This is a genomic window from Bacillus sp. T2.9-1 (genome assembly GCF_950097965.1).
GTDB lineage: Bacteria > Bacillota > Bacilli > Bacillales > Cytobacillaceae > Niallia > Niallia hominis.
On record NZ_CATNHG010000002.1, the window covers coordinates 1 to 25,636 of the forward strand.

21 protein-coding genes and 3 pseudogenes are annotated in these 25,636 nt (G+C 34.1%); 20 read left to right on the forward strand and 4 right to left on the reverse strand.

Features of this window, described 5'->3' with window-relative positions; translation table 11 throughout:
- Positions 1-314: 314 nt before the first annotated feature.
- The 5 genes and pseudogenes from tkt to QQZ16_RS01010 form a co-directional block, all read left to right on the forward strand.
- On the forward strand, positions 315-2,321 hold the full coding sequence (tkt, locus tag QQZ16_RS00990) for a transketolase (RefSeq protein ID WP_235249517.1): 2,007 nt from the start codon (positions 315-317) through the stop codon (positions 2,319-2,321).
- Positions 2,322-2,474: 153 nt separating this feature from the next.
- The gene (gene sirA / locus QQZ16_RS00995; RefSeq protein WP_235249504.1) at positions 2,475-2,915 is read left to right on the forward strand and encodes a sporulation inhibitor of replication protein SirA; all 441 of its coding nucleotides are present in this window, start codon (positions 2,475-2,477) and stop codon (positions 2,913-2,915) included.
- Between the two features lie 86 nt (positions 2,916-3,001).
- Complete coding sequence (locus tag QQZ16_RS01000; RefSeq protein WP_016205025.1) at positions 3,002-3,220, forward strand: YneF family protein; 219 nt, start codon at positions 3,002-3,004, stop codon at positions 3,218-3,220.
- Positions 3,221-4,158: 938 nt separating this feature from the next.
- Positions 4,159-4,296, forward strand: a complete 138-nt coding sequence (locus QQZ16_RS01005; RefSeq protein WP_235249495.1) for a hypothetical protein — start codon at positions 4,159-4,161, stop codon at positions 4,294-4,296.
- Between the two features lie 74 nt (positions 4,297-4,370).
- Positions 4,371-4,736, forward strand: a pseudogene (locus QQZ16_RS01010) (PIN domain-containing protein); the annotation flags it as partial.
- Between the two features lie 472 nt (positions 4,737-5,208).
- Here QQZ16_RS01010 and QQZ16_RS01015 read toward each other — a convergent pair.
- A pseudogene (locus QQZ16_RS01015) lies at positions 5,209-5,660 on the reverse strand (GNAT family N-acetyltransferase).
- Between the two features lie 527 nt (positions 5,661-6,187).
- Here QQZ16_RS01015 and QQZ16_RS01020 point away from each other — a divergent pair.
- Together QQZ16_RS01020 and QQZ16_RS01025 are read left to right on the forward strand one after the other, a co-directional pair.
- On the forward strand, positions 6,188-7,942 hold the full coding sequence (locus tag QQZ16_RS01020; protein WP_235249493.1) for an ABC transporter transmembrane domain-containing protein: 1,755 nt from the start codon (positions 6,188-6,190) through the stop codon (positions 7,940-7,942).
- Positions 7,935-9,746 carry an ABC transporter ATP-binding protein gene (locus QQZ16_RS01025; protein WP_031537592.1) on the forward strand — a complete coding sequence of 604 codons (1,812 nt, stop codon included), beginning with the start codon at positions 7,935-7,937 and terminating at the stop codon, positions 9,744-9,746. The genes QQZ16_RS01020 and QQZ16_RS01025 overlap by 8 nt, the downstream gene beginning before the upstream one ends.
- Positions 9,747-9,822: 76 nt before the next feature.
- Here the strand turns inward: QQZ16_RS01025 and QQZ16_RS01030 are convergent, their stop codons facing one another.
- On the reverse strand, positions 9,823-10,023 hold the full coding sequence (locus QQZ16_RS01030) for an aspartyl-phosphate phosphatase Spo0E family protein (protein WP_031537593.1): 201 nt from the start codon (positions 10,021-10,023) through the stop codon (positions 9,823-9,825).
- A gap of 252 nt (positions 10,024-10,275) precedes the next feature.
- On the opposite strand from QQZ16_RS01030, the gene QQZ16_RS01035 reads away from it, so the two are divergent.
- From QQZ16_RS01035 to QQZ16_RS01050, 5 genes and pseudogenes are all read left to right on the forward strand, one after another.
- The gene (locus QQZ16_RS01035; protein WP_235249485.1) at positions 10,276-10,980 is read left to right on the forward strand and encodes a cytochrome c biogenesis CcdA family protein; all 705 of its coding nucleotides are present in this window, start codon (positions 10,276-10,278) and stop codon (positions 10,978-10,980) included.
- Between the two features lie 213 nt (positions 10,981-11,193).
- Positions 11,194-11,553: a response regulator gene (locus QQZ16_RS01040; protein WP_031537595.1), complete on the forward strand. Its 360-nt coding sequence runs from the start codon at positions 11,194-11,196 to the stop codon at positions 11,551-11,553.
- Between the two features lie 156 nt (positions 11,554-11,709).
- Positions 11,710-12,183 carry a CcdC family protein gene (locus QQZ16_RS01045; RefSeq protein WP_031537596.1) on the forward strand — a complete coding sequence of 158 codons (474 nt, stop codon included), beginning with the start codon at positions 11,710-11,712 and terminating at the stop codon, positions 12,181-12,183.
- 379 nt (positions 12,184-12,562) lie between these two features.
- A pseudogene (locus tag QQZ16_RS23210) lies at positions 12,563-12,892 on the forward strand (CHASE3 domain-containing protein); the annotation flags it as partial.
- Positions 12,893-12,973: 81 nt separating this feature from the next.
- Entirely contained in the window at positions 12,974-14,089 is a 1,116-nt protein-coding gene (locus tag QQZ16_RS01050) for a methyl-accepting chemotaxis protein (protein WP_414630343.1), read from the forward strand.
- Positions 14,090-14,198: 109 nt separating this feature from the next.
- Here the strand turns inward: QQZ16_RS01050 and QQZ16_RS01055 are convergent, their stop codons facing one another.
- Positions 14,199-14,459 carry a phage holin family protein gene (locus QQZ16_RS01055; protein WP_031537598.1) on the reverse strand — a complete coding sequence of 87 codons (261 nt, stop codon included), beginning with the start codon at positions 14,457-14,459 and terminating at the stop codon, positions 14,199-14,201.
- Between the two features lie 171 nt (positions 14,460-14,630).
- On the opposite strand from QQZ16_RS01055, the gene QQZ16_RS01060 reads away from it, so the two are divergent.
- The 7 genes from QQZ16_RS01060 (at position 14,631) to QQZ16_RS01090 (ending at position 21,221) form a co-directional block, all read left to right on the forward strand.
- Positions 14,631-14,852 (forward strand): DUF1659 domain-containing protein, encoded by a 222-nt coding sequence (locus QQZ16_RS01060; protein ID WP_031537599.1) that lies wholly within the window; start codon positions 14,631-14,633, stop codon positions 14,850-14,852.
- A 34-nt stretch (positions 14,853-14,886) separates the two neighbouring features.
- Positions 14,887-15,102, forward strand: a complete 216-nt coding sequence (locus QQZ16_RS01065; protein WP_031537600.1) for a DUF2922 domain-containing protein — start codon at positions 14,887-14,889, stop codon at positions 15,100-15,102.
- Between the two features lie 98 nt (positions 15,103-15,200).
- Positions 15,201-15,338: a YvrJ family protein gene (locus QQZ16_RS01070; RefSeq protein ID WP_031537601.1), complete on the forward strand. Its 138-nt coding sequence runs from the start codon at positions 15,201-15,203 to the stop codon at positions 15,336-15,338.
- Between the two features lie 226 nt (positions 15,339-15,564).
- Positions 15,565-15,765 (forward strand): cold-shock protein, encoded by a 201-nt coding sequence (locus tag QQZ16_RS01075; protein WP_031537602.1) that lies wholly within the window; start codon positions 15,565-15,567, stop codon positions 15,763-15,765.
- A 450-nt stretch (positions 15,766-16,215) separates the two neighbouring features.
- Positions 16,216-17,361 carry an exonuclease SbcCD subunit D gene (locus QQZ16_RS01080; protein ID WP_235249478.1) on the forward strand — a complete coding sequence of 382 codons (1,146 nt, stop codon included), beginning with the start codon at positions 16,216-16,218 and terminating at the stop codon, positions 17,359-17,361.
- On the forward strand, positions 17,358-20,498 hold the full coding sequence (locus QQZ16_RS01085) for an AAA family ATPase (RefSeq protein WP_235249471.1): 3,141 nt from the start codon (positions 17,358-17,360) through the stop codon (positions 20,496-20,498). Before QQZ16_RS01080 ends, QQZ16_RS01085 begins: the two co-directional genes overlap by 4 nt.
- A gap of 177 nt (positions 20,499-20,675) precedes the next feature.
- Positions 20,676-21,221, forward strand: a complete 546-nt coding sequence (locus tag QQZ16_RS01090) for a M15 family metallopeptidase (protein WP_235249464.1) — start codon at positions 20,676-20,678, stop codon at positions 21,219-21,221.
- 46 nt (positions 21,222-21,267) lie between these two features.
- Here the strand turns inward: QQZ16_RS01090 and QQZ16_RS01095 are convergent, their stop codons facing one another.
- Positions 21,268-22,314: a M42 family metallopeptidase gene (locus QQZ16_RS01095; protein WP_235249456.1), complete on the reverse strand. Its 1,047-nt coding sequence runs from the start codon at positions 22,312-22,314 to the stop codon at positions 21,268-21,270.
- Between the two features lie 512 nt (positions 22,315-22,826).
- On the opposite strand from QQZ16_RS01095, the gene QQZ16_RS01100 reads away from it, so the two are divergent.
- Positions 22,827-24,758 (forward strand): LTA synthase family protein, encoded by a 1,932-nt coding sequence (locus QQZ16_RS01100; protein ID WP_235249531.1) that lies wholly within the window; start codon positions 22,827-22,829, stop codon positions 24,756-24,758.
- The last annotated feature ends 878 nt before the right edge of the window (positions 24,759-25,636 follow it).

A 25,636-nucleotide genomic window follows, 5' to 3' on the forward strand; every position in this document is an offset into this window, starting at 1 on the left:
GAATGCTACTTATTCTGGCTATAAAAAAGAAGTTAGTAAGTGGGACAGTCGAATACATGAACACACAAAACAGAGAAGATTTAAGCAGGACCCAAATGCATATTTAAACAATATTGAAAGCAAGTGGAATCGGCACAACTAAATCATTGTGTTAGTTGTGCCGTGTAAGTTTTTTTTATGTTTTCTATTGGAATTTATGGGTAAAATACGAAATAAATGTCGAAAGTATATAGTGGTGCTTATTTTCTTAGTTTATTGGAGAAAAAGAATCTTTTAGGCATAATTATTATTTGAAAATGAGAGGATGTTGAATAGTGAATACAAAGCTTGACCATTTATCGATTGCTTCGATTAGAACTCTATCCATTGATACAATTGAAAAAGCAAAATCAGGTCATCCAGGAATGCCGATGGGAGCAGCTCCGATGGCGTATACCTTATGGACATCTTATATGAATCATAATCCTAAAAATCCTGACTGGTTTAATCGTGATCGCTTTGTGTTATCTGCCGGACATGGCTCTGCATTACTGTATAGCTTATTGCATTTATCAGGCTATGACTTAACCCTTGACGACCTAAAACAATTTAGACAATGGGGAAGTAAGACTCCAGGGCATCCTGAATATGGACATACTGCTGGGGTTGATGCTACAACAGGTCCTCTTGGACAGGGAATTGCGATGGCTGTGGGGATGTCGATTGCAGAAAAACAATTAGCGGGAGTTTACAATAAAGATAACTATGCAATCGTTGATCATTATACATATAGCATTTGTGGGGATGGCGATTTAATGGAAGGGGTATCTGCTGAAGCTGCTTCTCTTGCTGGACATCTAAAGCTAGGCAAATTAGTTGTAATGTATGATTCCAATGATATTTCTTTAGATGGCGATTTAGATAAATCCTTCTCCGAGAGTGTGGAACAGCGATTTAAAGCATATGGTTGGCAGTATATCCGTGTAGAAGATGGAAATGACACAGATCGGATCGCAAAAGCACTTGAAGAAGCGAAAAATGATCAAACGAAACCAACGTTAATTGAAGTGAAAACGATAATTGGATTTGGTGCGCCTAATAAAGCCGGTAAATCCCTTGTTCATGGCGCTCCCCTTGGTGCAGATGAACTTAAGCTAACAAAAGAAGCATATAATTGGACATTCGATGAAGATTTTTATGTTCCAGATGAAGTATATAATCACTTTAAAGAGTCTGTTGCTGTACATGGCGAGAACAAGGAAAAAGAATGGAATGAGCTTTTTTCAAGCTATGAAAAAGAATATCCAGAACTTGCAAAACAATTAAAAGCTGCATTAGCAGATACCTTGCCCGAGGGTTGGAATCGAGAAATGCCAGTTTATGAAGAGGGAAGCAGTTTAGCAAGTCGTGCATCTTCAGGGGAAGTAATCAATAGTATTGCAAAAAATCTTCCATTCTTAATTGGTGGTTCCGCCGATTTAGCAGGAAGTAATAATACAATGATAAAGGGAGAGAAAGATTTTACACCTGAAACTCCAGAAGGTAGAAATATTTGGTTTGGAGTAAGAGAATTTGCGATGGGAGCTGCTTTAAACGGAATTATGTTGCATGGTGGCTTAAAAATATTTGGCGGAACATTCTTTGTTTTTTCCGATTATTTAAGACCTGCCATTCGTCTTGCAGCACTAATGGGATTGCCTGTAACCTATGTATTCACCCATGATAGTATTGCAGTAGGTGAGGACGGCCCAACTCACGAGCCTGTTGAGCAATTAGCTTCATTAAGAGCGATGCCAAATCTATCTGTCATTCGACCAGCCGATGGGAATGAGACAGCTGCCGCTTGGAAAATTGCTCTAGAGTCTAAGGATAAGCCAACAGCATTAGTGTTAACAAGACAAAACTTACCGACGATTAAAGGTACAAAGGATAGTGCTTATGAAGGGGTATCAAAGGGTGGCTATATCATCTCTCCTTCAAAAGCAGAAACGCCTGATGCCCTATTAATTGCAGCAGGTTCAGAAGTTGGCCTAGCGGTTGAAGCCCAAAAAGAATTAGAGAAAGAAGGAATAAATGTTTCAGTCGTTAGTCTACCAGCATGGGATCGATTTGAGCAGCAATCCAAAGAGTATAAACAAAAAGTATTGCCAAAAACAGTGAAAAAAAGATTAGCGATTGAAATGGGAAGCTCTCTTGGTTGGCATAAATATGCAGGGGACGAAGGAGATGTACTCTCCATAGAAACCTTTGGAGCATCTGCGCCTGGAAATGAAATTTTAGAAGAATACGGATTTAGCGTGTCTAACGTAGTGAAGCGATTAAAAGCACTGTTAGAAAATTAAATGGTGCAGGATGGCTGTGTTTACTATCAGTCCATCCTACTTTCTCTGATTCGACAAAATAAGTCTGTTTTTTTTACACCTTGAGACACATCTTGAAATAAACCTTCTTTATAATAGAAGGAAAAGAAGTGGACAGGTTGGTGAAGGTGAAGTATGAGAAGATATCAATTGTATTTAATAAAAGAAAAGGTCGCCATTCATTATAACGGTAGAGAACGCTTGTTTTACAATTTATTTTCGGACCATACTAAAACAGACGATGAACAATTAAAGAGAATTCTTCAAAAACAGGTTGATTTTATCACACTTCCTATTTCCAAATGGATGATTGAAAATCAATTATATGCCGCTCTGCAGCAAAATAAAAGCTTTCAATTAAAAGATGGAGTTTTTTATATTGATAATGGAAATTTAAGCAAAGCATCGTTAACGGTGGAAAAGAATTATTTATCGATAGAAGCAGATGGCTACTATGATGCAGAATCTATTTTCTTTGAAATTATTCGCAAACATGAGCCTTCTTTTTTAGCCATTGATGTAGAAAATGGGAGATTCGGCTGGTTAAAACCGATAAAAGAAAGAAATTTTGTGTAAAATGGAGAAATTCTGTAACAGATATTGTATAATATTATCTGGTCTAGTACACTAAAGTATAGACAACATGAAGGAGGAAAAAAGATATGCCTTGGTACGCTTGGTTAAGTATTGTCGTAGCCTTAATCGCCGGTATTGTTATCGGATTTTTTATTGCGCGTAAATACATGATGAACTACTTAAAGAAAAACCCACCAATTAATGAGCAAATGTTAAAAATGATGATGATGCAAATGGGAATGAAACCTTCTCAAAAGAAAATCAATCAAATGATGACAGCGATGAACAAGCAACAAGGAAAATAATAGGACGAACTCCCTTGGTAACAAGGGGTGACATCCTATTCTCTTGGTTGATTAGATAGCAATCATTCGTTTTTATAACGTGATTATTAGTGATAGATGAAACAAACATAGAAGTTTTAAGTGAAATTGGTTAATCTGTCATCAAACTAGTTAAAACCGCCTATTCTGTTGGAAACTAAACCAATAGGAAGGTGGTTTTTTGTATTAGATTCACAAAAAAATTATTAACAAAAATCAAGAGTATCGAGCGATGAAACATTATCTACAAGAGAAAAAAGGAATTACTGTGTAAGATTTTATAACAGTACATGATGTAAAAGCTTATATTAGAATTATACAATTAGAGGGTTTACAAGCTCAAATTATTGTTTCAATGTTTAAGATCACAGAGCATTCCTCTTAGGGTTTGAATCTAAAAAATATGAAGAGAAGATTGCTAGAAAAGTTGAATCGCTTTAGTTACCTTTCTCGAACTAATAATACAAATATATTAATGATTTTGGTATATCGATTTTTGGTGAAGGAAGTGGTTTAACTTTTTTCAGATGCAGAAGTTATAGGATTACAAGCTACTGAGAATTTTCCAAACGTGACTGAAGTTATTGATTTACGTGTATGTTGTAAGGGAATCTTTATTCAACAGCTAGAGTATATATAATTTCGCACAAAGAACGTATTGAAGAGTTAGTAGATACAATTAAAAACATTGTTGAAAATGCTTAGGACGGGTTTTAACTCCTGGCTTATTTATTTTTCCAAAAACCTCGATAATTGACAAAATATTCTTTATTTCAAATTATTTTGTTTTGTCAATGAGAAAATATCCCAATGAATTTCTTCTTCCGAAGAGGAATATATGGTACAATATAGGCAATAAAGTATAGTAATAACTTCTTTTAAGGTGGTGTTACTATATGGATAATAGGGAGGAAAAAGACATGGCAACAGTCATAAAAAAAGAAGACCAAGTATTAGACTTCATGGATGATCTTCAAGACATTATTCAAAAAACAATTAGTGAAAAAAATCTAACTCCTGATGAAATTAAAAAAGCATTAAATTATAAAAGAAGATGACGAAAAAGTATAAAGTAGTTATTGATACAAACATTTTCATTCAAGGATAGTTTTATGGTAATTCAAATTGCCAAACTATTCTTAAACTAATAAGAGATAATAAAATATATTTAGGTTTTTCACAAGATAGTATAGGCGAATTATTATATGTTACTAAAAATTTCGCTAGAAAATTTATCGATGATAAAAATGATAGATTGAAAACTTTAAATTACATTTCAAAATTATTTTATTATGGTAGTTCAGTAAATATAGCAGATATGGATGATGTTTCTGAGATTAAAGATAAAACAGATTTAATGTTTGTGCAATGTGCCATAGGTTATAACGCAGACTTTATTATTTCAAATGACTATAAAAGCGGCATGTTCGATGTATCACAATATTCATTCAATGTTCTTTCTGCTGAAGATTTTATCGAATTAATTAATGAAATATGAGAAACCCTCTCCTAAATTTATACTGATTGCTAAAAGTTATAATAAAGAATTTAATTTTTTGAGGTTAGTACAATTGGTGAAGGTCTGTTTATTTTAGATAGGAGAAAAGGTGAATATGCCACATTCCACCTATCTTTTTTCTCTTAATTCAGACCAAAAATATGAAAAATATAGATGCAACTATTTAAAAGATGAAATGAAGGATTCCTTTTTGGATTATTTAAAAAGAATGTAAATAAATTAAAAAAAGGCTCCTCGGCTTAAGTTTTGTGGGGTCTAAAGCTTGCTCTACTTCCAGCAGGAGTCGACCGTCCTCCGCTCCATTTCACTTCATTTTTAAACCTTTTTCTAAAATATAAATACGAACGATTATGTAAACTAACCGCATAATCGTTCGTATTTATTGTTAGCTGCAATGTTTATGTCCCAACCTTAGTTGCAGTAAGGATAGATGTCCATTCTGATAGAAGCTTTATTTTATATTTTTAACAACAGCCATTTCTTTCCCAAATCTATCTCCATTATCAATAAACCCCAAACTGGAATACAAAGAATGGGCTGCTTTATTTTCGGGATGATAGCCAACCACAATTTTTTTGAGATCAGGTATTTTTCTCATTTCCGCTACCATTAATAAAGTGGCTGCTTTTCCTATCCCTTGTCCTTGGAAATCTTTATCAATCATGATTCTATATATCCAATGCCACCAAGTTCTTCGATTGAAGAATTGAACATTAAAAAACCTACTACATTCTCTTCATAATAGATAGCAAACGGATTCAAAGTTGGTGCAAATTTAGATTGAGCGATAGATATAGCATTTGGTTCCATAAATTTTGCTTGTTCCTCTGATAAGTTTAATCCACAGCATGTATACCAATTATCAGCATTCAGTTCTACAATTTTTACTTTGGCAGTATTCATCATTGTTTCCCCTTTTCAAATTTGGGGAATCCTAAATAGTTTTGTTAATTAGGCATATTCCCCTTGGAATCGATATGATTAAATTGCTTGTTTGTCATAATGAACGCCTCCTTTAACAAATTTGATTTCTAAATAAACAACCTTTTTATTATAACATATATACAGAAAATTAATTTAATTAAATTTTTTTAAACCATATTACAAAAGATGAGTTATTCGAACATTTATTCCTTTTTGTATTGACAGCTAACAATGGCGATATTAAACTAAATTTATATACGAACACATATTCGATTAGGGGGAGAGACGGGAAATAGACAAAACATTATCGAGAAATATAAAGCAACATACACACTAGATAAAAAGACGATTAATAAAGTAATATCATCCTAAAAGAACTAATATTTTTACTCCATTAAATATTTTGAAAATATAATAAAATTTCTTTCCAGTTCCTAAATATTTTGCTAAACTAATGAAGGGTATTTTTACATAATTAGTTTCCAACAGACAAGAGGTGTATAAGTTTGAAAGTTTTTTTCGATTTAAAATGGTATTTTATGCAGGAGAAGAAGGCATATGTTGGAGGAGTTTTCCTGTTGATTTTAGTTGCAGTTCTGCAGCTTATTCCTCCAAGAGTAGTTGGTATTGTAGTTGACCATATTCAAGGAAGGACGTTGAATTGGTCCATTTTATTACAGTGGTTAGGAATTCTAGTTGCATCAGCTATAGCCATGTATGTGCTACGTTATTATTGGCGAGTGATGATATTTGGATCAGCTGTCAAGCTTGGAAAATTATTGAGGAATCAATTATATAGTCATTTTACAAAGATGTCCCAGTCCTTTTATCAGCGAAATCGCACGGGGGATTTAATGGCACATGCAACAAATGATGTTCAAGCTATCCAGCAAACAGCTGGGCAGGGAGTGCTTACACTAGTTGATTCATTAGCAACAGGCGGATTTGTTATTATAGCAATGGCTACAACCATAAGCTGGAAACTTACGCTTATTTGTTTATTACCCATGCCTTTAATGGCAATATTGACTAGCTATTATGGCTCATTAATACATAAATATTTTCATCAAGCACAGGCTGCTTTTTCTTCTTTAAATGATAAGACACAAGAAAGTATTTCGGGAATAAAGGTATTAAAAACATTTGGGCAAGAAAAAGAAGATGTAGAAGATTTTCGTAAGTCCTCTCTTGATGTTGTAGATAAGAATATTAAGGTGGCTCGTGTGGATGCGTTATATGATCCGACCATCTCTATTATTGTAAGTATCTCTTTCTTTTTAGCGATTGTTTTTGGCTCTCGTTATGTTATTAATGGTGAACTCAGTTTAGGACAGCTTGTTTCCTTTACTACCTATCTGGGACTACTGATTTGGCCAATGCTTGCATTTGGATGGCTCTTTAATATTATGGAAAGAGGGAGAGCGTCTTACGACCGAGTTACTGCGTTGCTTGAAACCAGAGTTGATATTATCAATAATCCAGCAGCTATCAAGACTCCTCCAGCAGGAGACATTATGTACGATTTGAAAAAATTTTCCTATAACAAGAAAGTAGACGTTCTACAAAACATCCAATATCATTTAAAACGAGGGCAGACACTTGGAATAGTAGGGAAAACTGGGGCTGGGAAAACAACACTCTTAAAATTGTTATTTAGAGAATATGATCATTACGATGGAAAGATAATGATTAACGGGACAGAAATAAAACAAATAGATATAGATGCATTAAGAGTTTCGATTGGGTATGTACCACAGGAGCATTTTCTCTTTTCCGCTAGTGTAAGAGAAAATATTGCTTTTACAAATCCGAATGCTTCTGAGAAAGAAATCCATGAGGCTGCAAGGTTGGCAAATATTCATGAGGATATCCTTATGTTTACAGATGGCTACGACACAGTTGTCGGAGAAAGAGGAGTTTCCTTATCTGGTGGTCAAAAACAACGGATTTCTATTGCAAGAGCACTTCTGATGAATCCAGAAATTCTTATTTTAGATGATTCCCTTTCAGCGGTGGATGCAAAAACCGAGGAAACCATTTTAACAGCCCTGAAGGAAAATAGGGAAGGGAAAACAACGATCATTACTTCACATCGATTAAGTGCAATTGAGCATGCAGACCTTATCATTGTATTAGATGAGGGGCAAATTATTCAAAGTGGGGACCATCAAAAGCTTGTGAAAGAAAATGGTTGGTATAAAGAGATGTACCATCGCCAAGCTTTAGAAGTAATGGTCAGCATGGGGGATACAAATGGATAAGACAATTAAATTGACGAGTGAACAACAGCGAAAAGTATTGTTTCGTTTATTGCGTTATATTAAACCACACAAGAAAGCGGTAATGATTGCTTTCGCTCTTCTAATTTTATCAACATTGGGAGAACTTGCAGGACCGTACTTAATTAAAGTATTTATTGATGATTATTTAACACCACGTAATTTAGAATTACAGCCATTAGCGGTATTGGGCATAACCTATATTCTTATTCAAATAATGAATGTCGTAATTATGTATTTTCAATTGTTTAAGTTTCAAGAAATAGCGTTATACATTATCCAGCAGCTTCGAGTTGATGTATTTTCAAAAATTCATACACTAGGACTACGCTTTTTTGACAAAATTCCCGCTGGAAGTATTGTTTCGCGTGTTACGAATGATACAGAGGCAATTAAAGATATGTTTGTTAGCGTTCTTGCGACTTTTATTCAAAGTGGATTTATGATATTTGGCATCGTAATCGCGATGTTTGTGTTAAATGTAAAGCTCGGTGCCATTTGTTTAATTTTACTGCCGATTCTTGGATTTATTATTTATACGTATCGAAAGTATAGTGCTAGCTTTTATCAGGATATTAGAGAACGATTAAGCCAGTTAAATGCGAAACTTAGCGAATCTTTACAGGGAATGAATATTATTCAAGTATTCAGACAAGAAAAAAGATTAAATGCGGAGTTTGATGATATTAATACAAAGCACTATAAAGCAGGAATGAAGAATATAAAGCTTGAAGGTTTATTGCTTAGACCAGCAATAGATCTAGTCTATGTCTTAGGTCTAATTCTTGTGTTAAGTTATTTTGGAATATCTTCTTTTACGAATCCAATTGAAATCGGTGTATTATACGCGTTTGTTAGCTATTTAGACCGTTTTTTCGAACCTGTAAATAATATGATGATGCGTTTATCGCTATACCAACAAGCAATTGTATCTGCGTTTCGCGTATTTACTATTTTGGATGAGGAAGATTTAGAGCCAACTCTTGTGCCCGATAGCAAGAATAAAATTGAAAATGGAGTTATTGAATTCAAAAATGTTACATTTTCCTATGATGGCAAACAAGATGTATTGAAAAATATTTCCTTTACTGCTCGCGAAGGAGAAACTGTTGCATTAGTAGGGCATACCGGAAGTGGAAAAAGCTCGATTGTTAATCTACTTATGCGGTTTTATGATTTTGGAAAAGGGGATATTCTTATTGACGGCAAATCGTTAAAGACCTTCAGCAAGCATGAACTCCGCGAGAAAATGGGCTTGGTACTACAAGATCCGTTCCTCTTTTATGGGACAGTAAAGGATAATATCCGTCTATATAATAGGGAAGTTCGGGACGAAGAAGTAATCGAAGCGGCAAAATTTGTGCAAGCGAACCAGTTTATAGAAAAGCTAGAGGATCAATATAATCATAAAGTGGTCGAAAGAGGTTCTGCATTTTCTAGCGGACAGCGCCAACTTATTGCGTTTGCGCGCACAATCTTGACCAATCCGAAAGTCTTGATTTTGGATGAAGCAACCGCAAATATTGATACAGAAACAGAAGAGGCAATTCAGTTTGCCTTATCAAAAATGCGTAAAGGTAGAACAACAATTGCAATTGCTCATCGTCTTTCTACTATTCAAGATGCGGACTTAATTCTTGTCCTTCATAAAGGAAATATTGTTGAAAGAGGTAATCATCAGCAATTGCTTCAGCAAAAGGGATTGTATTATAAAATGTATCTTCTTCAAAATGGAGCGGCAGATTCTATTGAAGAAACGGTAGAGCATCAAGTAGAACTTACTTAAAATAGCAAAAAGCCTTTTAAGCGAATAAAAAACCGAAGATTTCCGCAGTATTTGCGGTTAACTTCGGTTTTTTTGCTTAAACATTCCATTGCTCTTTTGATTTTCGAAAGTTAGGAAATTCTTTTTTTAGATTCATTTCATTATATTTATTTAGTAATACATCTAATTCTTGACTGCATATAATGGCTGAGGACGATGAAAAACCATGTTTCATAGCAATTTCAATTAGCTCTGACCGTTTTAATTCAATTTGAGTTAGTAATTGCTTTTTTAGCATGGTATATGGTCCTTTCCGTATATTAATCCTGATAACTCTAATAGTTGTGAAATCGTTAGGAAACATAGTTTGATATTAATTTACTCATACAAGATAGTAGGAAGTATCCCCACTAATGCAAGTTTCTATTTTTTTGAAAATGATTTATTTAATTATATCTATTTTTGGAAGTAAATGCAAAAATATTGAAAAGTACATAAACAGATTGAACAAGCATATAGTTAATATATGGGAGAAGGTGAGAAATAAATAATGGTTGATATAAATTTATTTATAGCTTTGGGTGCAGGTTTTTTAAGTTTTATTTCTCCATGCTGTTTACCATTATATCCAGCATATTTATCCTATATTACTGGAATGTCAATTGGGCAGCTTGAAAAGGGAAGTATCATTAAAAATGCTAGCTTTTGGCATACACTATTATTCCTTTTAGGGTTTTCACTTATTTTTATAACGCTCGGTTTCGGTTCGTCCATCATAGGGACATACTTTAAGACATATCAAGAAGAAGTTAGAAAGATAGGATCCATTCTTATTATCTTGTTTGGTCTCATGATAATTGGGTTATGGCAGCCTAAGTGGTTGATGAAAGAATATCGTTTTTCCTTTAAAACAAGACCAACAGGGTATCTTGGCTCCTTTTTAATCGGTTTAAGTTTTGCAGCAGGCTGGACTCCATGCAATGGTCCAATTCTAGCAACAGTTTTATCATTAGCAAGCCTTCATCCAGAAACGAGCTTACTATATTTAACAGCCTACATTCTTGGATTTGCTTTTCCGTTTATCTTATTGTCTTATTTTGTCTCACATTTGAACAAGCTAAAAAAGTATAGTCATTATTGGATGAAAATTGGTGGTTATTGTATGATTTTAATGGGTATATTGTTATATATGGATGGAATGAAATGGTTAACACGCGTCATTTCACCAATATTTGGCGATTTTCAAGGCTTTTAATAGTCTTATGTTCCTGTATAATGATAGTTAAAAAGTAGGATAGAAAATTCGTTTAAAATCTCAAAAAGTTAGACACATACATGCCATGGTTTGTCATATATTATGACAAAATAGATTGAAATTATCATAAAGATTCGCTATATTGAAATAAGGGATAGTAAATAAATTTATATTAATAGATTTTTTGTTTTTGGGTGTTGAGGAGGAAGCAAGATGGCTAGAATATTGATTGTGGATGATGCAAAGTTTATGAGAATTACTCTCTCAAATATTTTAACTAAATCAAATCATGAAGTAGTTGGTGAAGGAGAAAACGGGAAAGAAGCAGTAAGATTGTATCGTGAATTAGATCCGGATTTGGTCACAATGGATATTACAATGCCAGAGATGAGCGGATTGGACGCTGTTAAAGAAATAAAACAAGAATTTCCGCAGGCAAAAATAATTATGTGTTCTGCAATGGGGCAACAAAAAATGGTCGTTGAAGCAATTGAAGCAGGTGCAAAGGATTTTATTGTAAAGCCTTTTGATGATACACGTGTACTAGATGCAATAAATAGAGTTTTAAAATAACGATTGTGTAGTATTAAAGGATATGTTTATCGTATCCGTTTTTTTTTGCCGTTAATTAGACACTGTTGTTCTATAAAAAATGGACAGAGGACTAATCTTGATGGTAAGATTAAAAATATTATTATGAGATAAAAGGTAAGTAAAGGGGTTTTTTCTATGGCTTCTGTCATAATTTCAACATGTATCGCAGTGTTTATGGGTGTCTTTTTTATGGTGTTAAGAATGAAAGCGGCTACGAAGCCAGTTTCACCAAAAAAGATTATTCTTCCTCCATTTTTTATGAGTACAGGTGCACTTATGTTTGTTTTTCCTTATTTTCGGATTACTGGACAGGAAATTTTGGAAGCAGCCATTGCGGGAATATTATTCTCATTTCTTTTAATTAAAACAACAAAGTTTGAAATTAAGGATCAGGATATATATTTAATTAATTCGAAAGCATTTGTCTATATTTTATTTGGACTATTAGCCATTAGAATTGTTGCTAAATTTATTTTAAGCAGTTCAATTGATGTGGGACCATTAGGAGGCATGTTCTGGATGCTAGCTTTCTGTATGATAGTACCTTGGCGAATTTCTATGTATTTCAATTACAAGAAGCTGGCAAAAAAATTAAGCACTGTCCATTAAGGTAAATATCGCTAAACTAGCAGGAATTCATGTGTGAATTCCTGCTAGTTTTTTATGTTGGAGTAAATCTGTAACGATGGAAAAAATTTTTTTACTAAAAAACTATCTAGTAAAAAAGTCTTAATTGCTAGTATAATAGAATAATCATCATAGAATAATAGAAAAAGTCATTAATTTCTTAAAAATCTTAATTGGTTAATATAGAAGGGAGAAGGTTATGAGATTTACAATTACAAAAAAGTTGGGGCTAGGTTTTCTCTTAGTTATTATATGTATTTTATTAATTGCGACTCTCTCTATAACACAAATTGCAAAGGTTGATAAAAACTACACAAATGTGATTGATCAGCAAGTAAATAAGGTAATCATCTTAAAAAACATGAAAATAGACATGTTGCTCCAATCAGATGGTATAAATGGATATTTACTTACAGGAGAAACCTCCTATCTGACAAATTATGATAGTAGTTCGAAAAGACTGGTGAATGATTTTGATACATTAAATAGTATGGAAAACGATGCTACTAGTAAAGACTTATTTGAAAGCATCCAAAAGCTTCAAGCTGATTTTTTAGTTCTAGGTGACAAGGCAGTCCAGGAAAAAATTTTAGAAAATGAAGAAAATTATCTTTCCCTTATTAATCAGTCTAATGACATTCGTACTGAATTTAGTAATCAAACAGATCAGTTAATTAAATATGAAGAAACAAGAATGAGTGAAATAAGAGGCAAAGTAGAAAGTGAAACAAAGATTTATATTTATATAGTCCTTGCAATAAGTGCCTTTGCGATGATTTCAGCAGTCATACTTGCTGTGTGGATTAGTAGAACGATAGCAAGAGGCATGAGAGATTCTTCTCGTATTATCAAAAAGGTTAGTGAAGGGAATCTTACAAAGCAAGAAGTGAAAGGAAAGCGAAATGATGAATTTGGAGAAATGGTCCAATCATTAAGTATAATGAACGATGAATTAGGCTTAATTATCCAGGAGGTAAGAGAGACAGCTAATATCGTTACTGCCAGTAGTACGGAAATGGAAAATAGTGCAAAAGAAACGGCGATTGTGGCGGAACAGGTTTCTAGTATTTCAGAAAAAACGGTAGAACAAGTGGAGAGCCAATTAAACCAATTTCAAATTGCAGTTGAGAATTACAGTCTTATGAATAAAAGCATGGAAGAAATAACCGTACGTAGTTTCAGTATGAAAGAAAAAATGACTGGCTCCATGCAGAAGGCAAAGGACGGTAATCGCTCCATTGATGATGTGGTTCATAAAATGAAGGACATAAGTTATTCTGTTGAAGATTCCTCCCTGACCATCAAAATGCTGGAAGAAAAGTCTGTAGAAATTAAAAAAATTGCTGAATTAATAACGAATGTCGCAGAGCAAACAAATCTATTGGCATTAAATGCAGCCATCGAAGCTGCAAGAGCAGGAGAACATGGTAAAGGATTTTCTGTTGTGGCAGACGAGGTTAGAAAACTTGCTGAAGAGAGCAGTAATTCTGCCCATTTAATTCAACATGTAACGGATACGATTCAAAAGGAAATAAGCCTGGCAGTTGATGGCATGAATAATACTAACTCGATTGTAAGTAAAGGTCTCTTAGAAACGGAAAAAACAAGTATCGCCTTTAAAGAAATTTTTCAATCTGTTTCCGATGTATCAGAAAATGTACAAGAAGTAACGAATGAAATAGAAGAGCTATCAAAAAATAGCAATGAAATGAAGCGGATTATGGAAAGTGTTTATAAAATTTCGGCAGAAAGTATTTCCTTTACACAAGAAACGTCTGCAGCAACAGAGGAGCAGTTAGCATCTATGACCGAGATGACAGATTCAGCTAAAAGGTTATCGGAAATTGCATCAAGGCTTCAAAAAACTGTGTCCCATTTTACATTATAATTAGCTATAAATAGAAAGAGTCGATCTTTTTGTATAAACAAAAGGAAGATCGGCTCTTTTTTAGCAAAAACATGTAATCATCCCTTTACCATGTATCTATAGAATAGAACTATTTCGTTCTATCCTTAACTGTCTGTTTGACAAGCTGGTGTCCGAATACAGATACTCCTGCAGCTATAATGCCGTTAGTAACTGCTTCAAAGCTAAATCCATATGCAAAAGTGGCTAATACAATAGATGCTAGGAGAAGAATCCAAATGATAGACCAATCAGGTATTATTGGCGTTTGCTTAAGAGCATAGCCGATGATCCATAGAACCGGTACTAATATATAATAATGGTCAAGTAAAAAAGATTGTAACCATTCCACAGTATTTTCCCTCCTTTTATTCTATATTACTAGCATATGTACTAAGGAAGAAAAATGATTGTTACATAACCTATGACAGAAAACACTCTAAGAAAAAATCATCTTATTTATTCATACACTGTCCTTTTTCTTTCCTTTCCTCTATTTAGGGAGTGAAAGGAGGTGATGGAGATGGCAGAAGCAATTTGGAATGAATCAAGTATTAAGCTAACGTTTCAAAATGGTATGAAGGAAAACGGGGATCCTAATTATGTAACAAAGACGTTTAGGAATGTTAAGCAAACGGCATCCCCTGAACAGCTAGCTGAGATCGCAGCAAGTTTATCATCGCTAGTTACTTATACTTTATTTTCTATTGAAAGAAATGATGTCTCAGAAATTATTCAGCCGTAGTAACACCTAAATAGGAATGAAAGGAGAATCTTAAATGGCGAAATCATTAGAGTTAACTTTTGAAACGAGTAATGGGAAGTCAACAAAAATTTCCCTTGAAAGTCCTGTTGAACCAGTAGATGCGGAACAAGTATCAACAGTCATGCAAAGTATTATTTCAGCTAATGCATTAAGCAGTGCGAACGGAGAATTAATTGCAGTGAAAGGAATACGCCTTGTTGAAAGAAATGTAACTGATTATGAGATTTAACGATTAGTAACGGTTTTTGAACAAATTGCTTAAGGGCTAATGGTTTCCATGCCAGTAGCCCTAAGGTAATAAAGAGATACTATGAGGAGGAACTTATAATGGAAGACTTGATTTCATTTATAAGCCAAGTTGGATTTCCAATTGTAATCAGTTTCTATTTGCTGAATAGAATTGAAACGAAACTGGATATTATGATCAAATCAATTCAAAGTTTACCCGAATTAATAAAAGGATAGAATGAAAGAGCTTCTCTATTAATTATAATTGTTTGGAAAATGAAAGGGTTTTCTATTGACAATAATAGTTAAAAATGTTAAATTTACATTAACCGTTATTAACGTATTTAGTATGTTATTTATTGATCGAACTTATATTTTAAGAGATTAATAGTTTAATGCTTATGCGATGAAAATGGTAATTAAAAGATGAAGCTAGCAAAGCTTTTTAGGAGGATTTTTTCACATGAAAAACGGTAAAGTTAAATGGTTTAATGCAGAAAAAGGATTTGGTTTTATTGAAGCAGAAGACGGAAATGATGTATTCGTTCACTATTCAGCGATTCAAGTGGAAGGTTTTAAATCTTTAGAAGAAGGCCAAGACGTTTCATTTGAAGTAGTAGAAGGTGCTCGTGGACCTCAAGCTGCTAACGTTACTAAAATATAATAATAGCATTCCTCATATAAAAAAGGTCAGATCTCTTAAAAGGTCTGACCTTTTTCTATACCATATCCCTCATTATATATAACCAGCTCTATTAGATTTATGTAAATAGAAATAATTGGTTTACTTTTTCTCTCATTCCTTCTCTTACAAAATGTTTGCTATAATGATAGAATATATGCTTTTATCTCCATGTAAATGCATTATGACTTTACTGCATGGAATAAATTGAAGTAAATAATAAGCGTAAATGCAGCTTATAAATAGTTGCATTTTCATAGGGTTACAAAAATTATTAGTAATAAGAAGCACTCTGCATATACGTACAATCTGATGAGATTAGAATGTAGCGCCCGATTGTAAACGAAGTGTATACAGGGTGCAGATATAGCAACAAACTTTACGAAAACAGCCAAAAATGCTTTTTCATAAAAAATTTTAGAGGTGAAAATAGTGAAATTTATTCATACTGCCGATTGGCATTTGGGGAAATTAGTTCATGGATTATACATGACAGAAGATCAACGCTTTATGCTGAAACAATTTATGGAGCTGGTAGAGAAAGAAAAGCCAGATGCTGTCATTATTGCAGGCGACTTATATGATCGCTCCATTCCGCCTACAGATGCCGTTAATTTACTGGATGAGGTTTTATATTTTATTAATGTTGAGCTAAATACACCAATACTTGCTATATCTGGAAACCATGATAGTGCAGAAAGATTATCTTTCGGAAGTTCTTGGTACCAGAAAAATCAATTTTATTTAAATGGAAAAATCGAAAATAGCTTTTCACCGGTGTCTTTAGCTGGGGTTAATTTCTACTTAGTACCATATTGCGAGCCAGTAGTAGTCAGAAAAATGCTAGAGGATGATTCGATTCTAAATCATCATGACGCAATGAAAGCCATTATTGGTAAAATGGAAAATAATTTGCAGATTAATGAACCAAATGTGTTGATTGGACATAGCTTTGTACTGGGGGGGAAAACATCTGATTCGGAGCGGATTTTATCTGTCGGTGGATCAGGCTGTGTCGGAGCTGAATTGTTTGCCCCCTTTGCTTATAGTGCTTTAGGTCATTTGCATAGCCCGGAGGCTATTAATCATCAAACGGTTAAATATTCAGGCTCCTTAATGAAATATTCATTTTCCGAAGCGAAGCAAAAGAAATCTGTGTCCATTATTGAAATGGATGAAAAAGGGAATTTTACGCAAAAATATCATGCGCTAACACCGGAGAAAGATATGAGAGAGCTAGAAGGTCATATAGAAGAACTGCTAGATATAAATTTTTATCAGCAACAAAAAGTAGATGATTATTTGAAAATAACTTTGCTTGATGAAGGAGCGATACTTGATCCAATCCAAAAGCTAAGACAAGTCTACCCAAATGTTCTGCACTTAGAAAGAAAAATAGAAAACAAAGATCGAAAAGATAAGTCTGTTTTGCAAGTGCAAAAGGAAATACAGCAAAATGAACTGGAATTATTTGCATCTTTTTACGAAGAAATGACTACTGTAACCTTTTCAGAAGAGAAAAAGGATTGGATGGCGAGTGTTATTAATCAAGTTCTAAGAGAGGAGGGACGAAAATGAGACCATTAAAACTAACCATGCAGGCATTTGGTCCATATGCTCACAAAGAGGTTATTGATTTTACTGTTTTAGGCAATCGTACAATGTTTGTCATCTCTGGAAAAACAGGATCAGGTAAAACTACTATTTTTGATGGGATTAGCTATGCTATTTACGGCAAAGCCAGCGGGGAAGATCGCAATGGGCAAGAATTAAGAAGTCAATTTGCCGATGATTCCTTATTAACAGAAGTCAGTTTTGAATTTAAATTAAAGGAAAAACGTTATCTCATCACTCGATCTCCTCAGCAAGAGAAGAAAAAAGAAAGAGGAGATGGATTTACGACAATTGGTGCGAAAGCTGAACTCTTTACATTCGATGAAGAAGGAAAGGAATTGCTTGTTGCTTCCTCTGTTCGTGATGTAGATGAAAAAGTGAAGGAAATTATGCAAATTGATAGCAATCAATTTCGCCAAATACTGATGATTCCACAAGGGGAATTTCGCAAATTACTTACATCAGACAGTAAAGAAAAAGAGAATATCTTGCAACGTTTATTCCATACAGAAATGTATAAGCGTATTGAAGATAAACTAAAGGAGCAGGCACAAGGACTAAAAAAGGAAGTTGAGCAAAAGGTAATATTACGTACAAATTCACTATCTAAAATAGCTGCAGTATTTAATAAAGATTTAATTGCACAAATGGCACAAGATAGTGAGAACGATGTCGCCATTCTCCCGCTATTAGAGCGAGAAATAGAGTCGATGGAAAAAGAGGTAGGAAGATTACAAACGAAGGTCGACGAGAAAAATAAAGAACGAGATGTCATTAAACAGCATTTATTTGAAGCAGAATCGATAATTAAGCAAATGAAGTTAAAAGAAGATCTTTCCACACGTTTAAAGGAATTGGAAAGTCAGAAAACGGAATATACAGAAATAGAAAAGAAAATCGATTTAGCCCAAAAAGCTGCCGTCCTTGCACAGCAAGAGGAAATTTGTCATCACTTAAAAAGACAAATTGATGATAGAAAAGAAGAAGAAAAGGCAATTCGAACATCTATAGAAGCGCTTAAAGCACAACTAATGGAAGCAGATCAACTATATAAGGAAGAGATAACGAAAGAAGAAGAGCGTAAACAATTAGCTAATTACCTTGTTGAATTGAAAAATATGGAAAAGGATGTTCTGCAGTATGCGGAAGTAGAAGGAAAGCTCCATCAATTAACAAAAGCGATGAAAAGCCATGCTTCTAAACAAGAAATCCTTCAAAAACAACGAAAAGAAAAAGAGATTACTATTCAAAAGTATAAAGAGCGGATAAAACAGCTAGACGGTATGAAGGAATTACTTCTAGATAATAAAGATAAAATTCGGAATCTGCAAACTATATTAGAAAGAATAAATGAATATATGGAAGTAGAACATACTAGCATGAAACGAAAGTCTGATGCCAATTCAAAAAAACAATTGCTAGATCAAGTATTAAATAGATATGATGATGCAAAAGCATTAGTAGAAGAACTTGAAAATAAGTGGATTGCCAACCAATCGCTTATTTTAGCAGCAAGTTTAAAAGTGGATGAAGCATGTCCGGTTTGTGGAAGTGTACATCATCCAAGTCCAGCAACAAATCATCTTCATACCGAAGATTTCTCTGAGGAGGATCGAAAAAGTGCAAAAAAGGATCTTGAAAGCATAGAAAAAGAAAAAACAAAAGCAGAAACTGCTTGGCTTGAGGCCAATACACAATGGAAATGGTATACAGAAGATGCAAAGAATAAGCTAAAAAAGGTTGTCGATGTCTATCCTTTATTTAGTGATGGGGATAGCGAGATAACAGCAAATACAATTAAAAATCAATTGCAGGAATTGAGTCTTGAGCAAAAGAAATTAGAGGCGCAAACAATAGAGATGGAAAAAATGAAGTTGTCTCTATCTGATGTTGAAGTGCAATTTCAAGAAGTGCAAGCACTACTTGAACAAACAACAGAAGTAATAAGAGAAACAACTATTGAATATACGGAACAAAATACAACCTTAAAAAAAATGCAGGATACGATTCCGGCCGACTTGAGAGAATTACCCAAATATAAAAAAGTATCGCAAGAAAGTATGCTGCGGTTAGAAAAATTGGAAGCTCAATTTGCTTTAGCTCAAGAAAAGTTGCAGAATACGAAAGAAAAATCACAAAAGGAGTTAGTTCGTTTAGAAAGCCTAGAAAAACAAATTAGGCAGCTATCCGAAAGCTTACAGACAGAAAGGGATATATTCTTAGAAAAAATGGCAAAGCAAGGGTTTCCAACCTATCGATCCTATGCAGAAAGTAAATTGCAGGAACAAGAAGTAGAAAAGCTAAAAGCAGCGGTTCAAGCATATCGAGAAGAGTGTCGTTCTGCTTCTGATCGCTTAAAGGATTTAGAAGTTGCACTTAAAGATATTGCGGTTCCAAATATAGAAGAGCTCGAAACGAAGCTAACAAGAATAGTGGAAGAAGAAAATAGATTCCAGCAAGAGCATACAAATATGATAATAAAACAAAAAGATAATAAAGAAATCCAAGCACAAGTACTTGAAATAAACCGGAAAGTAAGAGAATTAGAAAATCAATTTAATCTTGTTGGGCATTTATATGATATTTCAAGAGGTCAAAATGCACAAAGAATTACATTTGAGCGCTATGTTCTTGCATCCTTTTTAGATGAAATATTACTTCAAGCGAACAGTAGACTTAAAAAAATGACTAGTGGGCGATATAAGCTTGTCCGAAAGAGTGATCGATCAAAGGGAAATGTGCAAAGTGGATTAGAATTACTCGTATTTGATCAATATACTGGACAAGAAAGGCATGTTAAAACATTATCAGGAGGAGAAAGTTTTAAGGCAGCATTATCCTTAGCATTAGGTTTAAGTGATGTCGTACAAAATTTTGCTGGTGGAATCTCACTGGAAACGATGTTCATTGATGAGGGCTTTGGAACGCTAGATCCAGAGTCGCTAGATCAAGCAATTGAAACACTGATGGATATCCAAAATGCAGGACGATTAGTCGGGGTCATTTCCCACGTTCCTGAATTAAAGGATCGAATGGAAGTTAGATTAGAGGTTATTGCTGGACAGACTGGAAGCACTACTCGCTTTGAATATTTACATTAAAATATGGTAGAGACGGGATGGATAAGTCAGTGGCTGTATTGGCATGTCAAATCTAGAAAAGGGGAATCCTTCTGTCCATGATCTGGCATCTATTTCATGTCCCCAAAAAATTAACTATCGGTCCAAAATCATCGGCTTAATGAATGAAAACAACATCAGAAGTATGGGAGCGTAATTTTGCGAAAAAAAAGAAAGAAGCATGGCAGAAGCATTTTTATATTATTAATTTTTATCTTTATTCTTCTAATATATTGGAAATTAAATGTGCCTGAAAGAGACTATAATGATGTGCCAATGCCTACTGAATTGAATCCTATTGTAAAGGAAAAGAAAGATATCCTTGTTCAAAAGGCAGGTGATATTGGAATTCGGACTGTCATTACAGAGGACTTTAGAAGTATAGAAGAGCAAGATCGTTTATATGAGCAAGGAAGAACGACAGATGGTTCAATTGTAACCAATGCAAAGGGCGGGGAGTCTTATCATAATTATGGACTAGCAATAGACTTCGCTCTTTTAGATATTAACGGTGTAGTCATCTGGGATATGGACTATGATGGGAATGGAAATGGCAAAAGTGATTGGATGGAAGTGGTTGAAATAGCAAAAGAATTAGGTTTTCAGTGGGGAGGAGACTGGGCTAATTTTAAGGATTATCCCCATTTTCAAATGGATTTTGGATTAACAATGAAAGATTTGCAAAAGGGCAAAAGACCAGAATAACAAAAAGAGGATGACATGATAATGTCATCCTCTTTTTGTTAACAATTTAGACTAATTCACTAAGTAAATAATGATAAATTAATTTTCCTGTTGCTTCAACAGAAGAAAAATGTGTACGTTCATAGGCATGTGAGGAATCAATTCCTGGCCCAATCAAAGCATGTTTGATATCGTGACCAGATCGAATGGCAGCAGAAGCATCAGATCCATAATATGGATAAATATCTAGTTGGTATGGTACTTCATGCTTGTCTGCTAATTGAATAAGATGCTTTCTTAAAGCATAATGATAAGGTCCGCTTGAATCCTTCACACAAATGGATACAGTGTACTCGTCTGTTGATTGACCATCTCCCATTGCTCCCATGTCAACAGCCATATATTCAACAGTTTCTACAGGAATATTGGAATTTCCGCCATAGCCAATTTCCTCGTTATTCGAAAGAAGAAAGTTTGTTGTATACGGTAATTCAATGTTATTTTCTTTCAATTTTTTTATTAATAGTAAAAGAATCGCTGCACTCGCTTTATCATCTAAATGTCTTGATTTAATAAAGCCAGAAGGAGTAACCTCTACACGTGGGTAAAAAGATACAAAGTCACCCACAGCAATGCCAAGGTTATTCACTTCTTCTTGATTCTTAACCATTTCGTCAATGCGAACTTCCATATTGGCTTGATTACGCTCAAGCGTTCTGGCTTCTTTATATACATGGACAGATGCTTGATGAAGAAGGATTGTTCCTGTATATGTCATACCAGAAGAAGTTTCGATTATACAATTTTCTCCTTCAATGCTATTGTATGTGAAACCGCCAATTAAATCTAAGCGCAGTCTGCCATTCGGTTTGATTTCCTTTACCATCGCCCCAAGTGTATCAACATGTGCAGTAAGCATGCGCTGTTTGTCTGTAATTTTTCCAGGAAGTGTCGCAATCAATCCTCCTTTATTATTTTGATAAGTAGAAATATTGGCCTCTTTTAAATATTTCTCTATAAATTGAATAATTGTTTCTGTATTCCCTGATGGACTAGTGACATTAAGCAATTGCTCTAATAGAGCAAAATATTCTTTTTGATCAATATGTATCAAATGAAATTCCTCCTTTTACTATCTACACCATTATACTATTAAAAAAATGAATATTAAATATGCTTGTTCGCTGTTTATCATACTTATGATTGGGGAAGAAAGAGAGGGCTGTGAGTATTTACCATTTTCATTTTAGAAAATATCTGCTATTATTCATTCTTGTCGAAAAAACACAAATTCTGTTCTTTTAGCCCTATTTTTCGTATAAATATAGATATTGCTGGAAATATTCATTAATTTAATGTAAGATGTGATTAATTTGAAATCTACTTTAAGTAAATTTCTATTAATAGGAAGTAAAAGGAATAACCATTTTGAAAATGATATGTTATAATGGATAACGGCATTTTCATTAGCTGCTACTTCTTAACTAGGATGAACAAAAGGAAGGGCAGTAACATATGTAGATAAGGTAGCACTAATTAAGGGAAAATAAACAAATTACTTTAGAAATTGTAAATTTTGAATTGAGGTGAACGGGATTGAAAGGTACAGCAGAATTATTTCGTAAAATGTTATCTAAACATTCTTCTTTCTTTTTAATCGCCATATTTTTATTTTGGATGAAAACGTATATTGGATATAAGGTAGAGTTCAGCATTGGTGTACAAGGACCTATGCAGGAATTTCTATTATTTATTAATCCATTAAGCTCTGCACTTCTCTTTATTGGACTTGCTTTATTTGTTAAAGGGAAAGCACAGCCTGTTTATATTACGATTAATACAGCGTTAATGTCTGCTTTATTGTATGCAAACATTGTGTATTATCGATTCTTTACAGACTTTATAACAGTTCCAGTTGTAATGCAGGTAAAAGTTAATGGTGGACAGTTAAGTGACAGTATTTTATCATTACTTAAACCTTATGATATTCTTTATTTCCTAGATGTTATTATTTTAATCGTCTTACTAGCAACAAAAGCGTATAAACCTACGATACAAAAAAATAGAAGAGCAGCAAAATCTGTTTTTGCACTAGCTATTTTGACATTTGTTATCAATTTAGGATTAGCAGAGGCAGATCGCCCGCAATTATTAAGTCGTTCATTTGATAGAAATTATTTAGTAAAATATTTAGGCGCATACAACTTTACCATTTATGATATCGTGCAAAACGCTAGATCTGAAAGTCAAAGAGCTTTAGCCGATAGCAGTGATATTACTGAAGTGCAAAACTTTATAAGTGCTAATTATGCTGAGCCAAATGATAAATATTTTGGTGCGGCTGAAGGTAAAAACGTTATTTACGTTTCATTGGAATCACTGCAAAGCTTTATTATTAATTATGAATTAAACGGAGAAGAAGTAACGCCGTTTTTAAACTCTTTAATTAAAGATGATAATACTTTCTATTTTGATAACTTTTTCCATCAAACAGGGCAGGGAAAAACCTCTGATGCTGAATTCATGATGGAGAATTCCTTATATGGAATGTCTCAAGGAGCTGTTTTTGTAAATAAAGCACAAAATACCTTACAATCAGCACCCGCCATTCTTAAAGGGGAAGGATATACTTCTGCTGCGTTCCATGGTAACTATAAAACTTTCTGGAATCGTAATGAAATGTATAAAACGATAGGGTACGATTATTTCTTTGATGCTGAGTATTATGATATGTCAGAGGAAAATACGAAAAATTATGGAATGAAGGATATCCCGTTCTTCGAACAAAGTATGCCTTTACTTGAAGGATTAAAGCAGCCTTTTTATACGAAGTTTATTACGTTATCCAACCACCATCCATTCGAAATGGATGAAGGCGATACGGACTTCCCAGCAGGGGACTTTGGTGATAATGCCGTAAACCATTATTTCCAATCAGCTCATTATTTAGATGAATCGATTCGCTTATTCTTTGAAGAATTAAAAGAATCTGGCTTATATGATAATACAGTTATTGTTATGTACGGTGACCATTATGGTATTTCTGAAAATCATAATAAAGCAATGGCTCAAGTGCTTGGCGTCGATGAAGTAACACCATTTATGAACGCACAGCTACAGCGAGTACCGTTATTTATCCATGTACCAGGTGTAGAAGGAAATGTAGTAAGTGAATTTGGTGGCGAAGTAGATGTTATACCAACATTAATGCATCTTCTAGGTATTGATACAAAGGATTATTTACAAGTAGGTTCTGATTTACTATCTGAACAGCATCGTGAAACAGTTCCATTTAGAAATGGTGACTATGTGTCTCCAACCCTAACAAAAATTGGTGATAACTATTATAATGCTGATGGCGAGTTAGTTGATGCAGAACAAGGTGCTGAACAAGCAGAAGCAGCTGCTGCAGAATTACAAGCATCAGACAACATTGTCATGAAAGATTTATTAAGATTCCATCAGCCGGATGGATTCACGCCAATTAATCGTGATGATTATAATTATATAAAAGGTTCTACAACAACAACTGAAACTGAGGAATCAGTAGAAGAATAATGTGAAATAAAAAAGGCTGGGACATAAGTATTTCAACCAACAACAAACACGGACTAAAATGTAATTATATTACATAAAAGTTCGTGTTTGTTTTTTTAGAAAAAGGTTTAAAAACGAAGTGAAATGAAGCGGAGGACGCTCGACTCCTGCGGGAAATAGAGGAAAGGCTAAGACCCCGCAGCGCATGAGAGGAGGCCACTGAAAAAGTGAATTACCTGGTGAATCGGTAGTTACCAAACCATTCTAACTTAGTGTAGATTTTTGTTTTCCGAGGCTTACCGCTCGCTTTCCACGGGGCGAGCGCCGAGCCGCTTCGTCGCTACGCTCCTGCAGGGTCTCGGACTTTCTCGCATCTCCCGTAGGAGTCGAGCGGACGCCTCTCCAAACCAACTTATTATTCGCTTTCAAATAAATAAAACCTCATTTTATTTGGAGAACTAGACTTTTTCAGTGCCCTCGCATGCGAGGCTCAGCTTCCTCCCCGGCGCATCGTGCGTCTGTAGCGCAATGGAACGACTGAGTTTTTACACTTAACTATATTAAAAAACATAGATAACCATCATGAGAAAGTAGCTTTATTTAAGAGCTAAATTAAAGATTGTTCGTCTTTAAAGACTAGTTATTTAGTTTTGTCCCAGCCTCTTTTTGTCTTTAAAAAGAAAGGCAGAAAAATACTATAATAGATAATCTATAAAGCCAAAGAATCTATAATTCTTTGGCTGAAATACGGATGTTTGAAGCTGTTTTTTTGGCTTATAAAAAGGCTCTAAATGTTCAAAAATATTTCATCAAATTCTTTTAAAAAAGGCTTGCAGGTTAAGAAGGATGAGAGTATGATAACAATGAATATTTCAGAAATTGAAATAATTTTGATAAGA